The following is a 15,348-nucleotide window of genomic DNA, read 5'->3' as shown; positions in this document are numbered from 1 at the left end:
GACCGCTGTGCGGTCATGGGTGTCGTCAATGTGACCCCGGACTCCTTCTCCGACGGCGGCCGCTGGTTCGACACCACGGCCGCGATCAAACACGGCCTCGACCTGGTCGCCGAGGGCGCCGACCTGATCGATGTCGGCGGCGAGTCGACCCGTCCCGGCGCCAGTCGGGTGGACGCGTCGGAGGAGTTGCGGCGCGTGGTCCCGGTGGTCAAGGGCCTGGCGTCCGAAGGGGTCACGGTCTCCGTGGACACCATGCGGGCCCGTGTCGCCGAGGAGTCGGTCGCGGCCGGAGCCGCCCTGGTCAATGACGTGAGCGGCGGCCTCGCCGACCCGGACATGGTCAAGGTCGTCGCCGCGGCCGGCGCGCCGTTCGTCGTGATGCACTGGCGCGGCTTCAGCGAGTCCATGAACAGCCGGGCGGTGTACGAGGACGTCGTCGCCGAGGTCGCCCGGGAGCTGCGGGAGCGGATGGACGCCGTGATCGCGGGCGGTGTCGCCCCGGAACGGATCGTGATCGACCCCGGTCTCGGCTTCGCCAAGGACGCCGGCCACGACCTCTCCCTGGTCGCCCACCTCGACGAGCTGCGCGCCCTGGGCCGCCCGCTGCTCGTCGCCGCCTCCCGCAAGCGCTTCCTCGGCCATGTGCTGGCCGACGAGGGCGCCCCACCGCCGCCCGCCCGCGAACGCGACGCCGCCACTGCGGCGATCTCCGCGCTCTCCGCCCGCGCCGGTGCCTGGGCCGTCCGTGTCCATGAGGTACGGGCCACGGCCGACGCGGTACGGGTCGCCCGCGCCGTCGAGGGAGCCGCGTGAGCGGGCCCCGCGACGAGCACGCGGAGGCGGCCGCCGACATCGCGGCCGTCGAGCAGGCCAACACCGCCTTCTACGAGGCGATGGAGCGCGGCGACTTCGACGAGCTCTCCGGGCTCTGGCTGCCGGGCGAGGACCTCACCGTCTCCTGCGTCCACCCCGGCTGGCCGGTGCTCACCGGCCGCGGCGAGGTGTTGCGCAGTTACGCCCTGATCATGGCGAACACCGAGTACATCCAGTTCTTCCTGACCGATGTCGGGGTCTCGATGACCGGCGACACGGCCCTGGTGACCTGCACGGAGAACATCCTCAGCGGCGGCCCCGCGGAGGACGGCAACGCGCTCGGACCGCTGGTCGGCCAACTCGTCGTGGCCACCAATGTGTTCCGGCGCACGCCGGACGGCTGGAGGCTCTGGTCCCACCACGGCTCGCCCGTCCTCACCGAATCCGATGAGGACGAGGACGAGGACGAGGACACATCCCCCTGACCGAGGCATCCACCCGACAGGGGTTGGAATCCGGAACCGCGGGTAGAAGCGGCTACCAGCCCCGCAAGGTCCTGTCCGGAGCCCCCGCGGGCGGGCACTGTCGGTGCTCGCAGGTAGATTCGAAGGAGAGCACCCAGCCGTCCGCACACGGCCCCGTGTCTCTACGCCCAACGACAGCAGGAGTGATTCGCGTGGATCGTGTCGCGCTGCGCGGCCTCAAGGCCCGTGGACACCATGGCGTCTTCCCCCGAGAACGGGAAGAGGGCCAGACGTTCATCGTGGACCTGGTGCTCGGCCTCGACACCCGCCCCGCGGCAGCCGCCGACGACCTGACGAAGACCGTGCACTACGGCGTCGTCGCGGAGGAAGTCGTCGACGTGGTGCAGGGGGAACCGGTCGATCTGATCGAAACGCTCGCGGAGCGCATCGCCCAGAAGTGCCTCAAGCACGAAGGAGTCGAGGAGGTGGAGGTGGTGGTGCACAAGCCGGATGCGCCGATCACCGTCCCCTTCGACGATGTGACCATCACCATCACCCGGAGCCGAGTATGACTGCATTTTCTACCGAGGGGCAGAGCGACCCGACCGTACAGCCGGTTCCCGCCTCCGTGGTCGAGCAGGTGGACGCCGCGGACATCACCCTCTCCAACCCCAAACGCGCCGTGATCTCCCTGGGCTCCAATCTGGGCAACCGCCTGGAGACCCTCCAGGGGGCCATAGACGCCCTGGAGGACACCCCCGGCCTGCGGGTCAAAGCGGTCTCCCCGGTGTACGAGACGGAGCCCTGGGGCGTCGCTCCCGGCTCCCAGCCCTCGTACTTCAACGCGGTGATCGTCGTGAAGACGACGCTCCCCCCGTCCTCCCTCCTGGAACGCGGCCAGGCCATCGAAGAGGCCTTCGACCGGGTCCGTGAGGAACGCTGGGGCCCGCGCACCATCGACGTCGACATCGTGGCGTACGCGGACGTCGTCTCCGACGACCCGGCGCTCACCCTCCCCCACCCCCGTGCCCATGAGCGCGCCTTCGTGCTCGCCCCGTGGCACGACGTCGACCCCGAGGCCCAGCTGCCCGGCTCCGGCCCCGTCGCGGAGCTGCTGGCCGGTGTCGGCCGGGAGGGCGTACTGCCCCGTGCGGATCTGGAACTCCGTCTGCCCGAGTAGTCGTTAGGCTCAACGGAAACGGATCACTGGCTACACGGATCACTGGTGACATGCACCACTGGCGGCGAAGGGCGGATCACTCGGTGAAGCAACTACGGCTCGGGGTACTGGCCGGCCTCTTCGCCGCGGCCGGGGTGCTCTCCTGGGGCGGTGCCCGCCTCTGGGACTCCCTGGGCAGTCTGCCGAGCGTTCCCCTCGCCGCGCCGATCGTGCTCGCGGTGATCGCCGCCATCCTGCTCGCGACGGCGCTCTCCATCCGTTCCCGGCTGCGCGCCCAGCGTGAGCGCCGGCCGGGAGCCAAGGGCGTCGAGCCACTGATGGCGGCCCGCGCAGTCGTGTTCGGCCAGGCCAGCGCGCTGGTCGTCTCCCTGGTCTCCGGCATGTACGGCGGCACGGGCGTCTTCCTGCTCGGCTCCCTCGACATCCCGGCCCGTCGCGAGCAGGCGATCTACGCGGGCTTCGCGGTCCTGGCCGGCATCGCGGTGGTTGCCGCGGCCCTCTGGCTGGAGCGCATCTGCAAGCTCCCGGAGGACAAGGACAACGACAAGAGCTCGGCGGCCGCGTAGCGGTCACCGGGCTCTCCCCTCACAGCCGCTCCGGAGCTCAGCGCGCCATGATCAGGCTCATGGCCTCGGCTCGCGTCGCGGGGTCACGGAGCTGGCCGCGTACCGCCGAGGTCAGCGTCTTCGCACCGGGTTTGCGGATACCGCGCATCGACATGCACATGTGCTCGCACTCGACGACGACAACGACCCCGCGCGGCTCCAGAATCTCCATGAGCGAATCGGCGATCTGCGTGGTGAGCCGCTCCTGGACCTGCGGGCGCCGGGCGAAGACATCGACGAGGCGGGCCAGCTTCGACAGGCCGGTGATCTTGCCGCTGGTCGCAGGGATGTACCCGACATGCGCGACACCCCGGAACGGCACCAGGTGGTGTTCACAGGTGGAGAACACCTCGATGTCCTTGACCAGCACCATCTCGTCGTGACCGAGGTCGAACGTGGTCGTCAGAACGTCCTCGGGCTCCTGGTAGAGGCCCGCGAATATCTCCTTGTACGCCCGTGCCACCCGCCCCGGCGTCTCGCGCAGTCCCTCACGGTCCGGGTCCTCGCCCACGGCGAGGAGGAGTTCGCGTACGGCCGCCTCGGCCCGCTTCTCGTCGAACTCACCGATCGAACCCTGGCCGTCCAACGTCACCGGGTCGGTCATCTGTGCCTCGTTCCTCTGAGCTGTCACCCGCACATACCTCCGCACGGGCGTACGAAAAAGCCGCGCCCCCACAGGCTAGAACCTGCGGGGGCACGGCATCCATTCCGGGCCCGGTGCAGCTCCCGTGACAGGCGCCACACCGGGGTCGCGGGATCTCAGCTCTCGGGGCGGTCCTCCGGAAGCACCTCGGTGGCCGGGACGGTGTCCGTGGGGACGACCGAGCCGTTCGCCGTGGTGGCGCCGTTGGTGAGGGCGAGCTCCTTCGGCGAGAGCACCGGCGGCCGCGTCGACGGGGTGCGTCGGGCGGAACCGGTCCATGCCGGACGGGACGGGCGCTTCACGATCGGGGCGAAGATCTCGGCGATCTCCTCCTTGCCGAGCGTCTCCTTCTCGAGGAGCTGGAGAACCAGGGCGTCCAGAACGTCGCGGTTCTCGACGAGGATCTCCCACGCGTCGTTGTGCGCGGTCTCGATGAGCTTCTTGACCTCTTCGTCGACGAGGGCCGCGACCTCTTCCGAGTAGTCGCGCTGGTGGCCCATCTCCCGGCCCACGAAGGGCTCGGTGTTGTCGCCGCCGAACTTGATCGCGCCGAGCCGCTCCGTCATGCCGTACTGCGTGACCATCGCGCGGGCCGTTGCGGTGGCCTTCTCGATGTCGTTCGCAGCGCCGGTGGTCGGGTCGTGGAAGACCAACTCCTCGGCCGCGCGCCCGCCCAGCATGTAGGCCAGCTGGTCGAGCATCTCGTTGCGCGTCGTGGAGTACTTGTCCTCCTCCGGGAGCACCATCGTGTAACCGAGGGCGCGGCCGCGGGAGAGGATCGTGATCTTGTGGACCGGGTCCGACTGGGGGGAAGCCGCCGCGACCAGGGCGTGTCCGCCCTCGTGGTACGCGGTGATCTTCTTCTCCTTCTCGGACATGATCCGGGTCCGCTTCTGCGGACCCGCCACGACACGGTCGATGGCCTCGTCGAGCATCTTGTTGTCGATCAGCTTCAGGTTGCCGCGCGCCGTGAGGAGCGCCGCTTCGTTCAGCACGTTCGACAGGTCGGCACCGGTGAAGCCGGGCGTACGACGGGCAACGGCGCCGAGGTCGACGTCCTTTGCGACCGGCTTGCCCTTCTGGTGCACCTTGAGGATCTCGAGACGGCCCTGCATGTCCGGCCGGTCGACCGCGATCTGCCGGTCGAAACGGCCCGGTCGCAGCAGTGCCGGGTCGAGGATGTCCGGCCGGTTCGTGGCGGCGATCAGGATGACGCCGCCCTTCACGTCGAAGCCGTCCATCTCGACGAGCAGCTGGTTCAGCGTCTGCTCGCGCTCGTCGTGACCGCCGCCCATTCCGGCACCGCGGTGCCGGCCGACGGCGTCGATCTCGTCGACGAAAACGATCGCCGGAGCGTTCGCCTTGGCCTGCTCGAAGAGGTCACGGACCCGGCTGGCACCGACACCGACGAACATCTCGACGAAGTCGGAACCGGAGATCGAGTAGAACGGGACGCCCGCCTCGCCCGCGACGGCGCGTGCGAGCAGCGTCTTGCCCGTACCGGGAGGCCCGTAGAGCAGGACACCCTTCGGGATCTTGGCGCCGACGGCCTGGAACTTCGCCGGCTCCTGGAGGAACTCCTTGATCTCCTGGAGCTCCTCGACGGCCTCGTCCGACCCCGCCACATCGGCGAACGTCGTCTTCGGGGTGTCCTTGGTGATCAGCTTCGCCTTGGACTTCCCGAACTGCATGACCCGGGATCCGCCGCCCTGCATCTGATTCATCAGGAACAGGAAGACGACCACGATCAGGACGAAGGGCAGCAGCGAGAGGAGGATCGAGATGAACGGGGACTGCTTCGACGGCGAGACAGTGTAGCCCTTGTCGATCTTGCCGCTCTCGAACTTCTGCTGCAGCGTGTCGGCCAGCTGGACACCCTGGTCGCCGATGTAGCTCGCCTGGAACTTGCTGCCGGACTCGCCCGAAAGCTTCTGTCCCTTGTTCAACTCGATCTTGATGATCTGTTCGTCACCGGTGGTCAGCTTGGCCTGCGCCACCTGGTCCTTGCTGATCGCCTGGATCACCTTGCCGGTGTCCACCGATTTGTAGCCGCCCGACGAGCCGACGACCTGCATCAACACGACCACGGCGAGGACGGCCAGCACGATCCACATGACCGGCCCACGGAAGTATCGCTTCACGTCCATCCATACGGGGCGATGACGCCCCGTCCCTCCTGCCCGTAGGTAAATGCTGCTGTGAGAAAAGACTGTTCTTCGGACGGTACCCCAGCATTGTCGCCTGCGGCTGCCGAGGACGTCTGTCAAAACCCGCCTTCAAAGGCTCAACGGCGGGAATCCGGTGAAAGGTTCCCGTCGTCCGCCCCGGACGGGCCGGGCACCCCGGCCGGGCGAGAGGCGCCGGGAGGCGGTCAGCCCCCGTAGACGTGCGGAGCGAGCGTGCCGACGAAGGGCAGATTGCGGTACTTCTCCGCGTAATCCAGCCCGTATCCGACGACGAACTCGTTGGGAATGTCGAAGCCGACCCACTTGCAGTCGAGCGCGACCTTGGCCGCGTCCGGCTTGCGCAGCAGGGTGCAGATCTCCAGGGACGCCGGCTCACGCGAGCCGAGATTCGACATCAGCCAGGACAGCGTCAGGCCCGAGTCGATGATGTCCTCGACGATCAGGACGTGCTTGCCCTTGATGTCGGTGTCCAGGTCCTTGAGGATCCGGACCACTCCGGAGGACTGGGTGCCCGCGCCGTACGACGAGACGGCCATCCAGTCCATGGTGACGGGGGTGGACAGCGCGCGCGCCAGGTCCGCCATCACCATCACTGCGCCCTTGAGGACGCCGACGATGAGCAGGTCCTTGCCCGCGTACTCCGCGTCGATCTTCGCGGCCAGCTCGACGAGCTTCGCGTCGATCTCTTCCTTGGTGAGGAGCACCGACTGAAGGTCGGTGCCCATGTCCTTCTCGTTCACCCGCGTCTCTTTCTTTGCCTGCCGGATCCGGGGTATTGGCCCGGACCTGCGCGGCCGCTCGCCTGCATGTCAGCCGCTCGTGCTTCAGCTCTGCCGAATCACCAGTCTGCCACCCTGTCGCATGGCTTCGACCCGGCCCGGCAGGTTGATGGCCCGCTGGCCGCGCCAGCCGGTGATCAGACGGTCGACTTCCTCGATGTGCCGGGCGAAGAGCGAACCGGCCGGGGAGCCCGCCTCCATGGCGGCCCGGCGCAGTACCCGGCGGCGCACGGCGGGCGGCAGCGCGTACAGCTTGGCGCACTCCAGCCGGCCCGCGTCGTCCCGCACGGCGCGGTCGGCCTCGGCGGCCCAGGTGTCCAGGGCGTCGGCGTCGTCGCGGGAGAGCTGCGCCGTACGGGCCAGGGCCTCGACGACCCCTTTGCCCAGGGCCTTCTCCAGGGCGGGCAGGCCCTCGTGGCGCAGTCGGGAGCGGGTGTAGGCGGGGTCGATGTTGTGCGGGTCGTCCCAGACGGGCAGCGACTGGACGAGGCAGGCCTTGCGGGCGGTCTGCCGGTCGAGCTGGAGGAAGGGGCGGCGGTAACGGCCGGCCGGGCCGGATGCGGCGGCCATGCCGGAGAGGGAGCGGATGCCGGAGCCGCGGGCGAGGCCCAGCAGCACCGTCTCCGCCTGGTCGTCACGGGTGTGGCCGAGCAGGACGGCGGCGGCGCCGTGCCGCTCGGCCGCTGCGTCCAGGGCGGCGTAGCGGGCGTCGCGGGCCGCGGCCTCCGGTCCGCCTTCCTGGCCGACCTGCACGGCGACGGACTCGACCGGGTCGAGGTGCATGGCGGTGAGGCGGTCGACGACCTCGGCGGCCCGGGTGTCGGATCCGTCCTGGAGGCCGTGGTCGACGGTGATGCCGCCGGCCCTGACGTCGAGTTTGCGGGCCTCGAAGGCGAGGGCGGAGGCGAGGGCCATGGAATCGGCGCCGCCGGAGCATGCCACCAGCACCAGCGGGGTATCGGGGCGTTCGGGGAGTGGGGCGCGCTGCCTGCCCGCACCGGCTTCGGCGAGCTCGGGGTGCGGGGTGCGCCGGGTGTGCTCGGCGCTCCGGGTGTGTTCGGTGAGTACGTCGTGGAGTACGCGGCGGACCGCCAGGCGTATCGCCGCGACCGCAGGATGGGGACCCATGTCCGGTGCCCTTCGTGAAGTTTTGGGAGGTGCCTCGGAGTGCCGGGACGGGAAGAGTGCCGTCACTCAGAGTGCGTCGATGGTGACAGAGGCAAGCCGTCCATCGAGCATTGCACGCCTTCCCATGCCTCTACGGTCCCTCGGATGGGTGATTACCGGCGCGTTCGTGTCCTGTCGTCCGCCGTCGGGCCCGTCGTGATCAGGACTCTGCCTTACGGTGCACCCTCGCGATCCAGTCCGTCGGTTTCGCGATCTCCGCCTTGGTCGGGAGGGTGTTCGGCGAGGTCCAGACCCGGTTGAAGCCGTCCATGCCGACCTCGTCGACCACGGCACGGACGAATCGCTCGCCGTCGCGGTACTGGCGCAGTTTGGCATCGAGTCCGAGAAGCTTGCGCAGCGCCTGGTCGAGACGGCTCGCACCGCGCGCCCTGCGCTGCTGGAACTTCTCCCGGATCTCGCCCACGGAGGAGACGACCTCGGGGCCGACGCCGTCCATCACGTAGTCGGCATGGCCTTCGAGCAGGGACATCACGGCGGTGAGCCGGCCGAGGATCTCGCGCTGGGCGGGTGTCTGGACCAGTTCGACGAGGCTGCGGCCGCCGTCCTCGCCGTCCTCGCCCTCGGGGCGGCCCCCGGCCAGGGACTGGGCGGCCTCGCGGAGCCGTTCCAGCACGGTCATCGGGTCGACGTCGGTCTCTTCGAGGAACGACTGGATCTCGCCCTGCAGATGGTCGCGGAGCCAGGGCACACCGGTGAACTGGGTGCGATGTGTCTCCTCGTGGAGGGCGACCCAGAGCCGGAAGTCGTGCGGGTCGACCTCGAGTTCGCGCTCGACGTGGACGATGTTCGGGGCGACGAGCAGCAGCCTGCCGCCGCCGTCGGCCGAGGCCGGGAGATCACGGGTGGCGGGGGCGAACGTCTCGTACTGGCCGAGGACCCGGGAGGCCAGGAACGACAGCAGCATCCCCACCTCGACGCCGGTCACCTTGCCGCCGACCACACCGAGCACGGCGCCGCCCGGGCCGTTGCCGCGCCGGTCCTGCATCTTCCCCAGGAGCGGGCGGAGCAGTTCGCGGAAGCCCGCGGCATTGGCCTTGATCCAGCCGGCCCGGTCCACGACCAGGACCGGGGTGTCCTCCGGTTCGGTCCCCTCGGGGATCATCCGGGTGAAGGAACGGACGTGCTCCTCCGCGGCCTTGGCATGCCGGCGCAGCTCCGCGACGACCTCGCGGGCGTCCTCGCGGCTGATCTCGGGCCCCGGCCGCACAAGTCGGGTCGCGGTCGCGACCGCGAGATTCCAGTCGACCATCTCGGCACCACCGATGCTCGTCATGCGTCAACCGTACGTGCTCGGGTGCGTCCGCGGTGTGGTGTTGACCGGCTCATCGGGTACGGACGGCGAGGCTGGTGGCGAGGGCGTCGAGGGAGGACTGGGCCTCGGACGGGGATGTCGTACCGGATGCCAGGAAGGCGAAGGCGAGCAGCCGGCCCTGCCTGTCGACGACCGTCCCGGCGAGGGTGTTCACGCCGGTGAGGGTGCCGGTCTTGGCGCGGATCAGGCCGGTGCCTGCGGACTTCTGGGTGTAGCGGCCGCTGAGGGTGCCGCTGAACCCGGCCACCGGGAGACCGGTGAGGACGGGGCGCAGTTCGGGGTGGTCCGGGTCGGCGGCGCGGGCGAGGAGGCCGGCCAGCAGCCCGGCGGTGACCTTGTCCTTGCGGTTCAGCCCGCTGCCGTCGGCGAAGTTCGCACCTTTCAGCGGCAGGTGGAGCTTCTTGAGCTGCGCGGTGACGGCCCGCCGGCCGCCGTCGAAGTCGGCCCGTTCGCCCGCGGCCAGGGCGGTCTGTCGGGCGAGTGCCTCGGCGATGTCGTTGTCGCTGTTGGTCAGGGCCCGTTCGACCAGTGCGGAGAGCGGGGCGGAGAGGTGTTCGGCGACCGGCCGGGACTTGGCGGCCGGCCGGCCGGGCGCCGGGCCGGACCGGGTGGCGATCCCGGCGTCGTCGAGCAGCTCACCGAAGGTCCGGGCGGCGTCACCGGCGGGGTCGTCGCTGCGTGGGGCGGGTCCACTGTCGGTGCTGTCGAGCCTGCCCTCGTCGGTCATCAGGGCGCTGACGGGCGCGATGTTCTCGTTGGGACCGATCGGGTGCCGGGCCGGGCCGGAGTAACGGGAGGTGTCGTATGTGAGGCGGACCGTTTTTACGCCCCGGTCCTTCAGGGTGCGGGCGGTGTCGGCGGCCAGTGCGCGCAGGGCGGCCTTGTCGAGGGTGGGGTCGCCGCCGCCGACCAGGGCGATGCTGCGGGAGTCGGGGGACGCCCGGACCGTCGTGGCAATGCGGTGGTCGGGGCCGAGCGCGCTCAGGGCGGCGACCGCAGTGGCGATCTTGACGGTGGAGGCGGGTGTCATGGGCGTGTCGGCGCCCTGGCCGTACAGCCGCTCGCCGGTGGCCGTGTCGATGACGACGGCGCTACGCACGGTGCCCAGGGCGGGGGCCTTCAGCAGCGGGCCCAGGGTGGCGCGGAGGGCGGCCGCTGCACCGTCCGGGGCGTCTCGGGCGTCCGGGGCGGCGTTGTCGACGACGGAGGAGAGGGGCGTGAGGACGGCCGGGGCGCTGGGTGCGGGCTCCGGTCCGGACGGCGCGCCGGGTTCGTGATGTACGCCACCTGTACGGCTCCGGGCGGCGGCCCAGTCCTGCTCGGCCTTACGCTGACCCGAGTCCCAGGGGCCGGCGGCAAGGACGACGCCGGCTGCGAGCGCCAGGCCGAGGCCGGCGGAGACAGCCGTGAACTGCCGATTGTTCAGTCCCTTCAACCTGATCACGCTGGCCTGCCGGGTGAGCCTGCTCAGCTTGTCGAGCGGATTGACCGACGGTCTTTTCACCGGCTCGTCCACCGTTGACCAGCCCCTTTCGCGAGCACACATCTGCGTGGGGGACACTTAATCACCAGTCGTATGTCTTGATCATGGAGGAGCCACCCGTGGAGTTCGACGTCACCATCGAGATCCCGAAGGGTTCGCGGAACAAGTACGAGGTGGACCACGAGACCGGTCGGATCCGCCTGGACCGTCGACTCTTCACCTCGACCAGCTACCCCGCGGACTACGGCTTCGTCGAGAACACCCTCGGCGAGGACGGTGACCCGCTGGACGCGCTGGTCATCCTGGACGAGCCGACCTTCCCCGGCTGCCTCATCAAGTGCCGCGCCATCGGCATGTTCCGGATGACGGACGAGGCCGGTGGCGACGACAAGCTGCTGTGCGTGCCGGCCTCCGACCCCCGGGTGGAGCACCTGCGCGACATCCACCACGTGTCGGAGTTCGACCGCCTGGAGATCCAGCACTTCTTCGAGGTCTACAAGGACCTGGAGCCCGGCAAGTCCGTCGAGGGCGCCGACTGGGTCGGCCGCGCCGAGGCCGAGGCCGAGATCGAGGCCTCCTACAAGCGCCTTGAGGCACAGGGCGGCGCGCACTGACCCAAGGGTCGCGGCCGGGTTCCGGCCGGGGTACATCGCACGGTTCCGTTTACGGTTCCGTGCCGGAGACGGGCGGCACTCCTTCCCACAGGGTGCCGCCCGTTTCGTATGCCCGCCCGCGTGTCCGTCCGGTCCGTGGTTCCGCCCGCCTCGCATCAGCACCCTTGCCCGTGGCCATACTGGGCAGAAGCGCAACCGAAGACGCGCAGCCGATGAGGAGCGAGGTCGAGTGGTGGCGGAACCGGGCGGTCCGGAGGACCAGAAGCCCCAGTCCGACGAGGCGCGCAGCGCCTTCGTCCCGCCGGCCGGGGTGGGGAGGCCCACGTCTGCCTCCGACGACGACCATCCGACATCGGAATTCGCCATTCCGACCGGTCTGACGACCGAGCCCCAGGGGTCGGGGACTGGTTCCGCTTCGGGCCCCGGATCCGGTTCCGGTCAGGCCTCCGGCCCGGACACGATCGGCTCCGCCTTCGCCCCGCCGCGCACCTACAGCGCCCAGCATCCGCCACCCGCGTTCACTCCGGCGCACGGCAGCCCGATGATCCGGCTGACCAAGGAGGCTCCTTGGCAGGACCGGATGCGCACGATGCTGCGGATGCCGGTCGCCGAGCGCCCGGCACCCGAGCCGGTGCAGAAGTCCGACGAGGCGGGGCCCGCGGTGCCGCGCGTACTCGACCTGACGCTGCGTATCGGGGAGCTGCTGCTCGCCGGTGGCGAGGGCGCCGAGGACGTCGAGGCGGCGATGTTCGCGGTGACACGCAGCTACGGCCTGGACCGCTGCGAGCCCACGGTCACCTTTACCCTGCTGTCGATCTCGCACCAGCCGTCGCTGATCGACGACCCGGTGACGGCGAGCCGTACCGTACGCCGTCGTGGCACCGACTACACCCGGCTGGCCGCCGTCTTCCGGCTCATCGACGACATCACCACCGAGGATGTCGAGGTCTCGCTGGAGGAGGCCTACCGGCGCCTCGCGGAGATCCGGCGCAACCGGCATCCGTACTCCGGCTGGGTGCTGACGCTGGCCGCCGGCGGTCTGGCGGGGGCGGCATCGGTGCTGGTCGGCGGTGGTCCGCTGGTGTTCCTGGTGGCGGCGATCGGCGCGATGCTCGGCGACCGGCTCGCCTGGCTCTTTGCCGGGCGGGGGCTGCCGGAGTTCTACCAGTTCGTGGTGGCCGCGATGCCGCCCGCCGCGATGGGCGTGGCGCTGACCCTCACCCACTGGTCGGACGTACGGCCGTCCGCGGTCATCACCGGTGGGCTGTTCGCGCTGCTGCCGGGGCGGGCCCTGGTGGCGGGTGTGCAGGACGGGCTGACCGGTTACTACATCACCGCGGCCGCGCGTCTGCTCGAAGTCATGTACTTGTTCATCGGCATCGTCGTCGGTGTGCTGCTGGTCCTGTATCTGGGACTTCAGCTGGGCGCCCAGCTGAACCCCGAGGCCAGGTTCACCGCCCCCGACCGGCCGGTGGTACAGATCCTGGCATCGATGGCGCTCTGTTTGGCCTTCGCGATCCTGCTCCAGCAGGACCGGTCCACGGTGCTGGCGGTGACCCTCAACGGCGCCGTGGCCTGGGTGATCTACGGGGCGATGGCCAGGACCGGCGGCATCTCGCCGGTGGTGGCGACAGCGACGGCGGCCGGTCTGGTGGGCCTGTTCGGGCAGCTGCTCTCGCGCTACCGGTACACCTCGTCGCTGCCGTTCATCACGGCGGCGATCGGCCCGCTGCTGCCCGGCTCGGCCACGTACTTCGGTCTGCTCGGCATGGCACAGGGCAATGTGAACACCGGGCTCGCCTCGCTGTCGACCGCGGTGGCGACGGCGCTGGCCATCGCGATCGGGGTGAACCTGGGAAGCGAGATCTCCCGGCTGTTCATGCGGGTGCCGGGGGCGGTCGGCGGGGCGAACCGCCGCGCGGCCAAGCGGACGCGCGGCTTCTGAGACTGCCGCCGGCACGGCTCCGGGTCAGCGCTTGGCGTGACGGCCGCGCTGGCCGGAGGCCGGGCTGCCGCCGGCGGACGGGCCATGGCCCTCGCCGCCACCGGCCGCCGCTTCCTTCTTCGACTTGGAACGGGCCCGCAGGAACTCGATCGCGATCGGCACCACCGAGATGAGCACGATCAGGATGAGCATCGCCTCGATGTTCTCGTGGACGAAGTCGATCTTGCCGAGGGCTGCGCCGAGCAGCGTGACCCCGACGCCCCAGAGCACACCGCCGATGATGTTGAACGTGATGAACGAGCGGTAGTTCATCCGGCTCACACCGGCGATGATCGGCGTGAACGTACGCACGATGGGCACGAAGCGGGCCAGGATCAGCGACTTCGGTCCGTACTTCTCGAAGAACTCGTGGGCCTTCTCGACGTTCTCCTGCTTGAAGAGGCGGGAGTCCGGGCGCTTGAAGAGCGACGGGCCGACCTTGCGGCCGAAGAGATAGCCCACCTGGTCGCCGATGATCGCCGCCAGCGCCACCAGGACGCAGACCAGCCAGAGCGGAACCTTCAGCTGGCCCGTGGTCACCAGCAGACCCGTGGTGAACAGCAGGGAATCGCCGGGAAGGAAGAAGCCGATCAGCAGTCCGGACTCGGCGAACACGATGAGGAGGACGCCGGGAAGTCCGAAGGTGTTGATCAGATAGTCCGGGTCCAGCCAGCTCGGTCCGAGCGCAAGCGTATTCAAGGGTCCGGGGCTCCTGGATCGATCGATGGCGGCTGCGTGGCCGCCCAAAGCTATCAACGCGGGATGACGCCCCCGGGTTCCAGTGGCCCGTGCGAGGATGCATACCCCGGCGAACCGGGGCGAAAGCTTTCTGCAGGAGGTGTCACGCGATGGGCATTGAGGAATACGGCGGCGGCCAGACGGCCCAGTCCGACGTCCTGGTCGTCACCACGAATGACGTACCGGGCTACCAGGTGACCCAGGTGATCGGGGAGGTGTTCGGCCTGACCGTCCGCTCCCGCCACCTCGGCAGCCAGATCGGCGCCGGACTGAAGTCCATGATCGGCGGCGAGCTGAAGGGGCTGACCAAGACCCTCGTCGAGACCCGTAACCAGGCGATGGAACGACTCGTCGAGCAGGCGAGGGCCCGGGGCGCCAACGCGGTGCTGATGATGCGCTTCGATGTGACCGAGGCGGCCGACGTGGGCACGGAGGTGTGCGCGTACGGCACGGCCGCCGTGATCAGCAAGAGCTGAGCGCCGCGTCTACGGGGGTGAGGGCGCCCTCGCCCCCGTAACGACTGTCCGTGCGGTTACGCCGGGCGCTCCGCGTTGGCGTCGATCGCGTCCCGCAGGTGCGTGGCCAGGCCCGGCCGCATCGACTCGTAGTACGCGCGGAACTGCGAGTCGGACACATACATCTCGCCGAGTCCCCGGTGGATCTCGGGAGTGCACTCGTAGAACCACTTGGTGATGTGGAGCCGGTGGGCCTCGGCGAGGTCCATCGCCCGTTCCCCGGTGGCCGGTTCACCGGCCTCCATCAGCGCGTTGTACGCGGCGCCCCAGTCGGCGACCTCCGCCTGCATCCGCTTCCAGTCGTCCTTGGTGTACCGGGCGACCCGGCGCTGCGACTCGGCGTACGTGGCAGTGCCGCCCCAGCGGCGTTCGGCCTCCTCCGCGTGCTCCTCGGGGTCCTTGCCCCCGAAGACCTCGAACTTCTCCTCGGGCGTGAGGTTGATGCCCATCTTCCGTGCCTCCATGGCTGTTTCGACGGCGGCGGCCATCTTTCGCAGTTCGGCGATCCGGTCGGACAGCAGCCGGTGCTGGCGCCGCAGATGCTCCTGCGGGTCCGCGTCCGGGTCGTCGAGCAGTACCGCGATCTCGTCGAGCGGGAAGCCGAGCTCCCGGTAGAACAGGATCTGCTGCAGCCGGTCGAGGTCACCGTCGTCGTAGCGGCGGTGCCCCGCGTGGCTGCGCCCGCCGGGCGAGAGCAGTCCGATGCCGTCGTAGTGATGCAGGGTGCGCACCGTGACTCCGGCGAATCCGGCGACCTGTCCCACGGAGTAGTCCACGACTCCCCGCTCCCTTCTCCGTTCCGGTACGTACTGAGCCTGAGTCCTGACGTGACGTGAGGTGCAAG

The 15,348-nt window shown here is 69.8% G+C and carries 16 protein-coding genes; 8 read left to right on the top strand and 8 right to left on the bottom strand.

Annotated features, from left to right (window positions below; all coding sequences use genetic code 11):
* Positions 1-15: 15 nt before the first annotated feature.
* The 5 genes from folP to NRF20_RS25185 all read left to right on the top strand — a co-directional run bounded on the left by folP (position 16) and on the right by NRF20_RS25185 (position 3,023).
* Positions 16-813, top strand: a complete 798-nt coding sequence (gene folP, locus NRF20_RS25205) for a dihydropteroate synthase (RefSeq protein WP_398628587.1) — start codon at positions 16-18, stop codon at positions 811-813.
* The gene (locus NRF20_RS25200) at positions 810-1,298 is read left to right on the top strand and encodes a nuclear transport factor 2 family protein (protein WP_398628086.1); all 489 of its coding nucleotides are present in this window, start codon (positions 810-812) and stop codon (positions 1,296-1,298) included. Before folP ends, NRF20_RS25200 begins: the two co-directional genes overlap by 4 nt.
* Before the next feature lie 191 nt (positions 1,299-1,489).
* Positions 1,490-1,849 (top strand): dihydroneopterin aldolase, encoded by a 360-nt coding sequence (gene folB, locus NRF20_RS25195; protein ID WP_093893688.1) that lies wholly within the window; start codon positions 1,490-1,492, stop codon positions 1,847-1,849.
* Positions 1,846-2,457, top strand: a complete 612-nt coding sequence (folK, locus tag NRF20_RS25190) for a 2-amino-4-hydroxy-6-hydroxymethyldihydropteridine diphosphokinase (RefSeq protein ID WP_266360463.1) — start codon at positions 1,846-1,848, stop codon at positions 2,455-2,457. Before folB ends, folK begins: the two co-directional genes overlap by 4 nt.
* A gap of 83 nt (positions 2,458-2,540) precedes the next feature.
* A complete protein-coding gene (locus NRF20_RS25185; protein ID WP_398628087.1) occupies positions 2,541-3,023 on the top strand; it encodes a DUF3180 domain-containing protein in 483 nt (160 codons plus the stop codon).
* 37 nt (positions 3,024-3,060) lie between these two features.
* Here NRF20_RS25185 and folE read toward each other — a convergent pair whose 3' ends face one another.
* The 6 genes from folE to dacB all read right to left on the bottom strand — a co-directional run bounded on the left by folE (position 3,061) and on the right by dacB (position 10,686).
* Positions 3,061-3,666, bottom strand: coding sequence for a GTP cyclohydrolase I FolE (gene folE, locus NRF20_RS25180; protein WP_266365474.1), 606 nt, complete (start codon positions 3,664-3,666; stop codon positions 3,061-3,063).
* A gap of 155 nt (positions 3,667-3,821) precedes the next feature.
* Positions 3,822-5,852, bottom strand: coding sequence for an ATP-dependent zinc metalloprotease FtsH (gene ftsH, locus NRF20_RS25175; RefSeq protein ID WP_266360461.1), 2,031 nt, complete (start codon positions 5,850-5,852; stop codon positions 3,822-3,824).
* Between the two features lie 224 nt (positions 5,853-6,076).
* A complete protein-coding gene (hpt, locus tag NRF20_RS25170) occupies positions 6,077-6,616 on the bottom strand; it encodes a hypoxanthine phosphoribosyltransferase (protein ID WP_072487175.1) in 540 nt (179 codons plus the stop codon).
* Positions 6,617-6,715: 99 nt separating this feature from the next.
* Positions 6,716-7,798, bottom strand: a complete 1,083-nt coding sequence (tilS, locus tag NRF20_RS25165; protein WP_266360459.1) for a tRNA lysidine(34) synthetase TilS — start codon at positions 7,796-7,798, stop codon at positions 6,716-6,718.
* A 199-nt stretch (positions 7,799-7,997) separates the two neighbouring features.
* Positions 7,998-9,131, bottom strand: coding sequence for a zinc-dependent metalloprotease (locus NRF20_RS25160; protein ID WP_266360457.1), 1,134 nt, complete (start codon positions 9,129-9,131; stop codon positions 7,998-8,000).
* Positions 9,132-9,180: 49 nt separating this feature from the next.
* Positions 9,181-10,686: a D-alanyl-D-alanine carboxypeptidase/D-alanyl-D-alanine-endopeptidase gene (gene dacB / locus NRF20_RS25155; RefSeq protein ID WP_413753307.1), complete on the bottom strand. Its 1,506-nt coding sequence runs from the start codon at positions 10,684-10,686 to the stop codon at positions 9,181-9,183.
* Between the two features lie 86 nt (positions 10,687-10,772).
* Between dacB and NRF20_RS25150 the strand changes: the two genes are divergently transcribed.
* Positions 10,773-11,267 (top strand): inorganic diphosphatase, encoded by a 495-nt coding sequence (locus NRF20_RS25150; protein WP_003968257.1) that lies wholly within the window; start codon positions 10,773-10,775, stop codon positions 11,265-11,267.
* A 229-nt stretch (positions 11,268-11,496) separates the two neighbouring features.
* On the top strand, positions 11,497-13,212 hold the full coding sequence (locus NRF20_RS25145; protein ID WP_398628090.1) for a threonine/serine exporter ThrE family protein: 1,716 nt from the start codon (positions 11,497-11,499) through the stop codon (positions 13,210-13,212).
* Between the two features lie 24 nt (positions 13,213-13,236).
* Here the strand turns inward: NRF20_RS25145 and NRF20_RS25140 are convergent, their stop codons facing one another.
* The gene (locus NRF20_RS25140; RefSeq protein WP_413753306.1) at positions 13,237-13,950 is read right to left on the bottom strand and encodes a DedA family protein; all 714 of its coding nucleotides are present in this window, start codon (positions 13,948-13,950) and stop codon (positions 13,237-13,239) included.
* 149 nt (positions 13,951-14,099) lie between these two features.
* Between NRF20_RS25140 and NRF20_RS25135 the strand changes: the two genes are divergently transcribed.
* Positions 14,100-14,465, top strand: coding sequence for a YbjQ family protein (locus NRF20_RS25135; RefSeq protein ID WP_266360449.1), 366 nt, complete (start codon positions 14,100-14,102; stop codon positions 14,463-14,465).
* A 56-nt stretch (positions 14,466-14,521) separates the two neighbouring features.
* Here NRF20_RS25135 and NRF20_RS25130 read toward each other — a convergent pair whose 3' ends face one another.
* Entirely contained in the window at positions 14,522-15,280 is a 759-nt protein-coding gene (locus NRF20_RS25130) for a MerR family transcriptional regulator (RefSeq protein ID WP_398628092.1), read from the bottom strand.
* Between the last annotated feature and the right edge of the window lie 68 nt (positions 15,281-15,348).

It is taken from the genome of Streptomyces sp. R-74717, assembly GCF_047305335.1.
Lineage (GTDB): Bacteria > Actinomycetota > Actinomycetes > Streptomycetales > Streptomycetaceae > Streptomyces > Streptomyces atratus.
The sequence above is the reverse complement of the archived record's forward strand: the minus strand, read 5'-3'. Positions and strand labels throughout refer to the sequence as shown.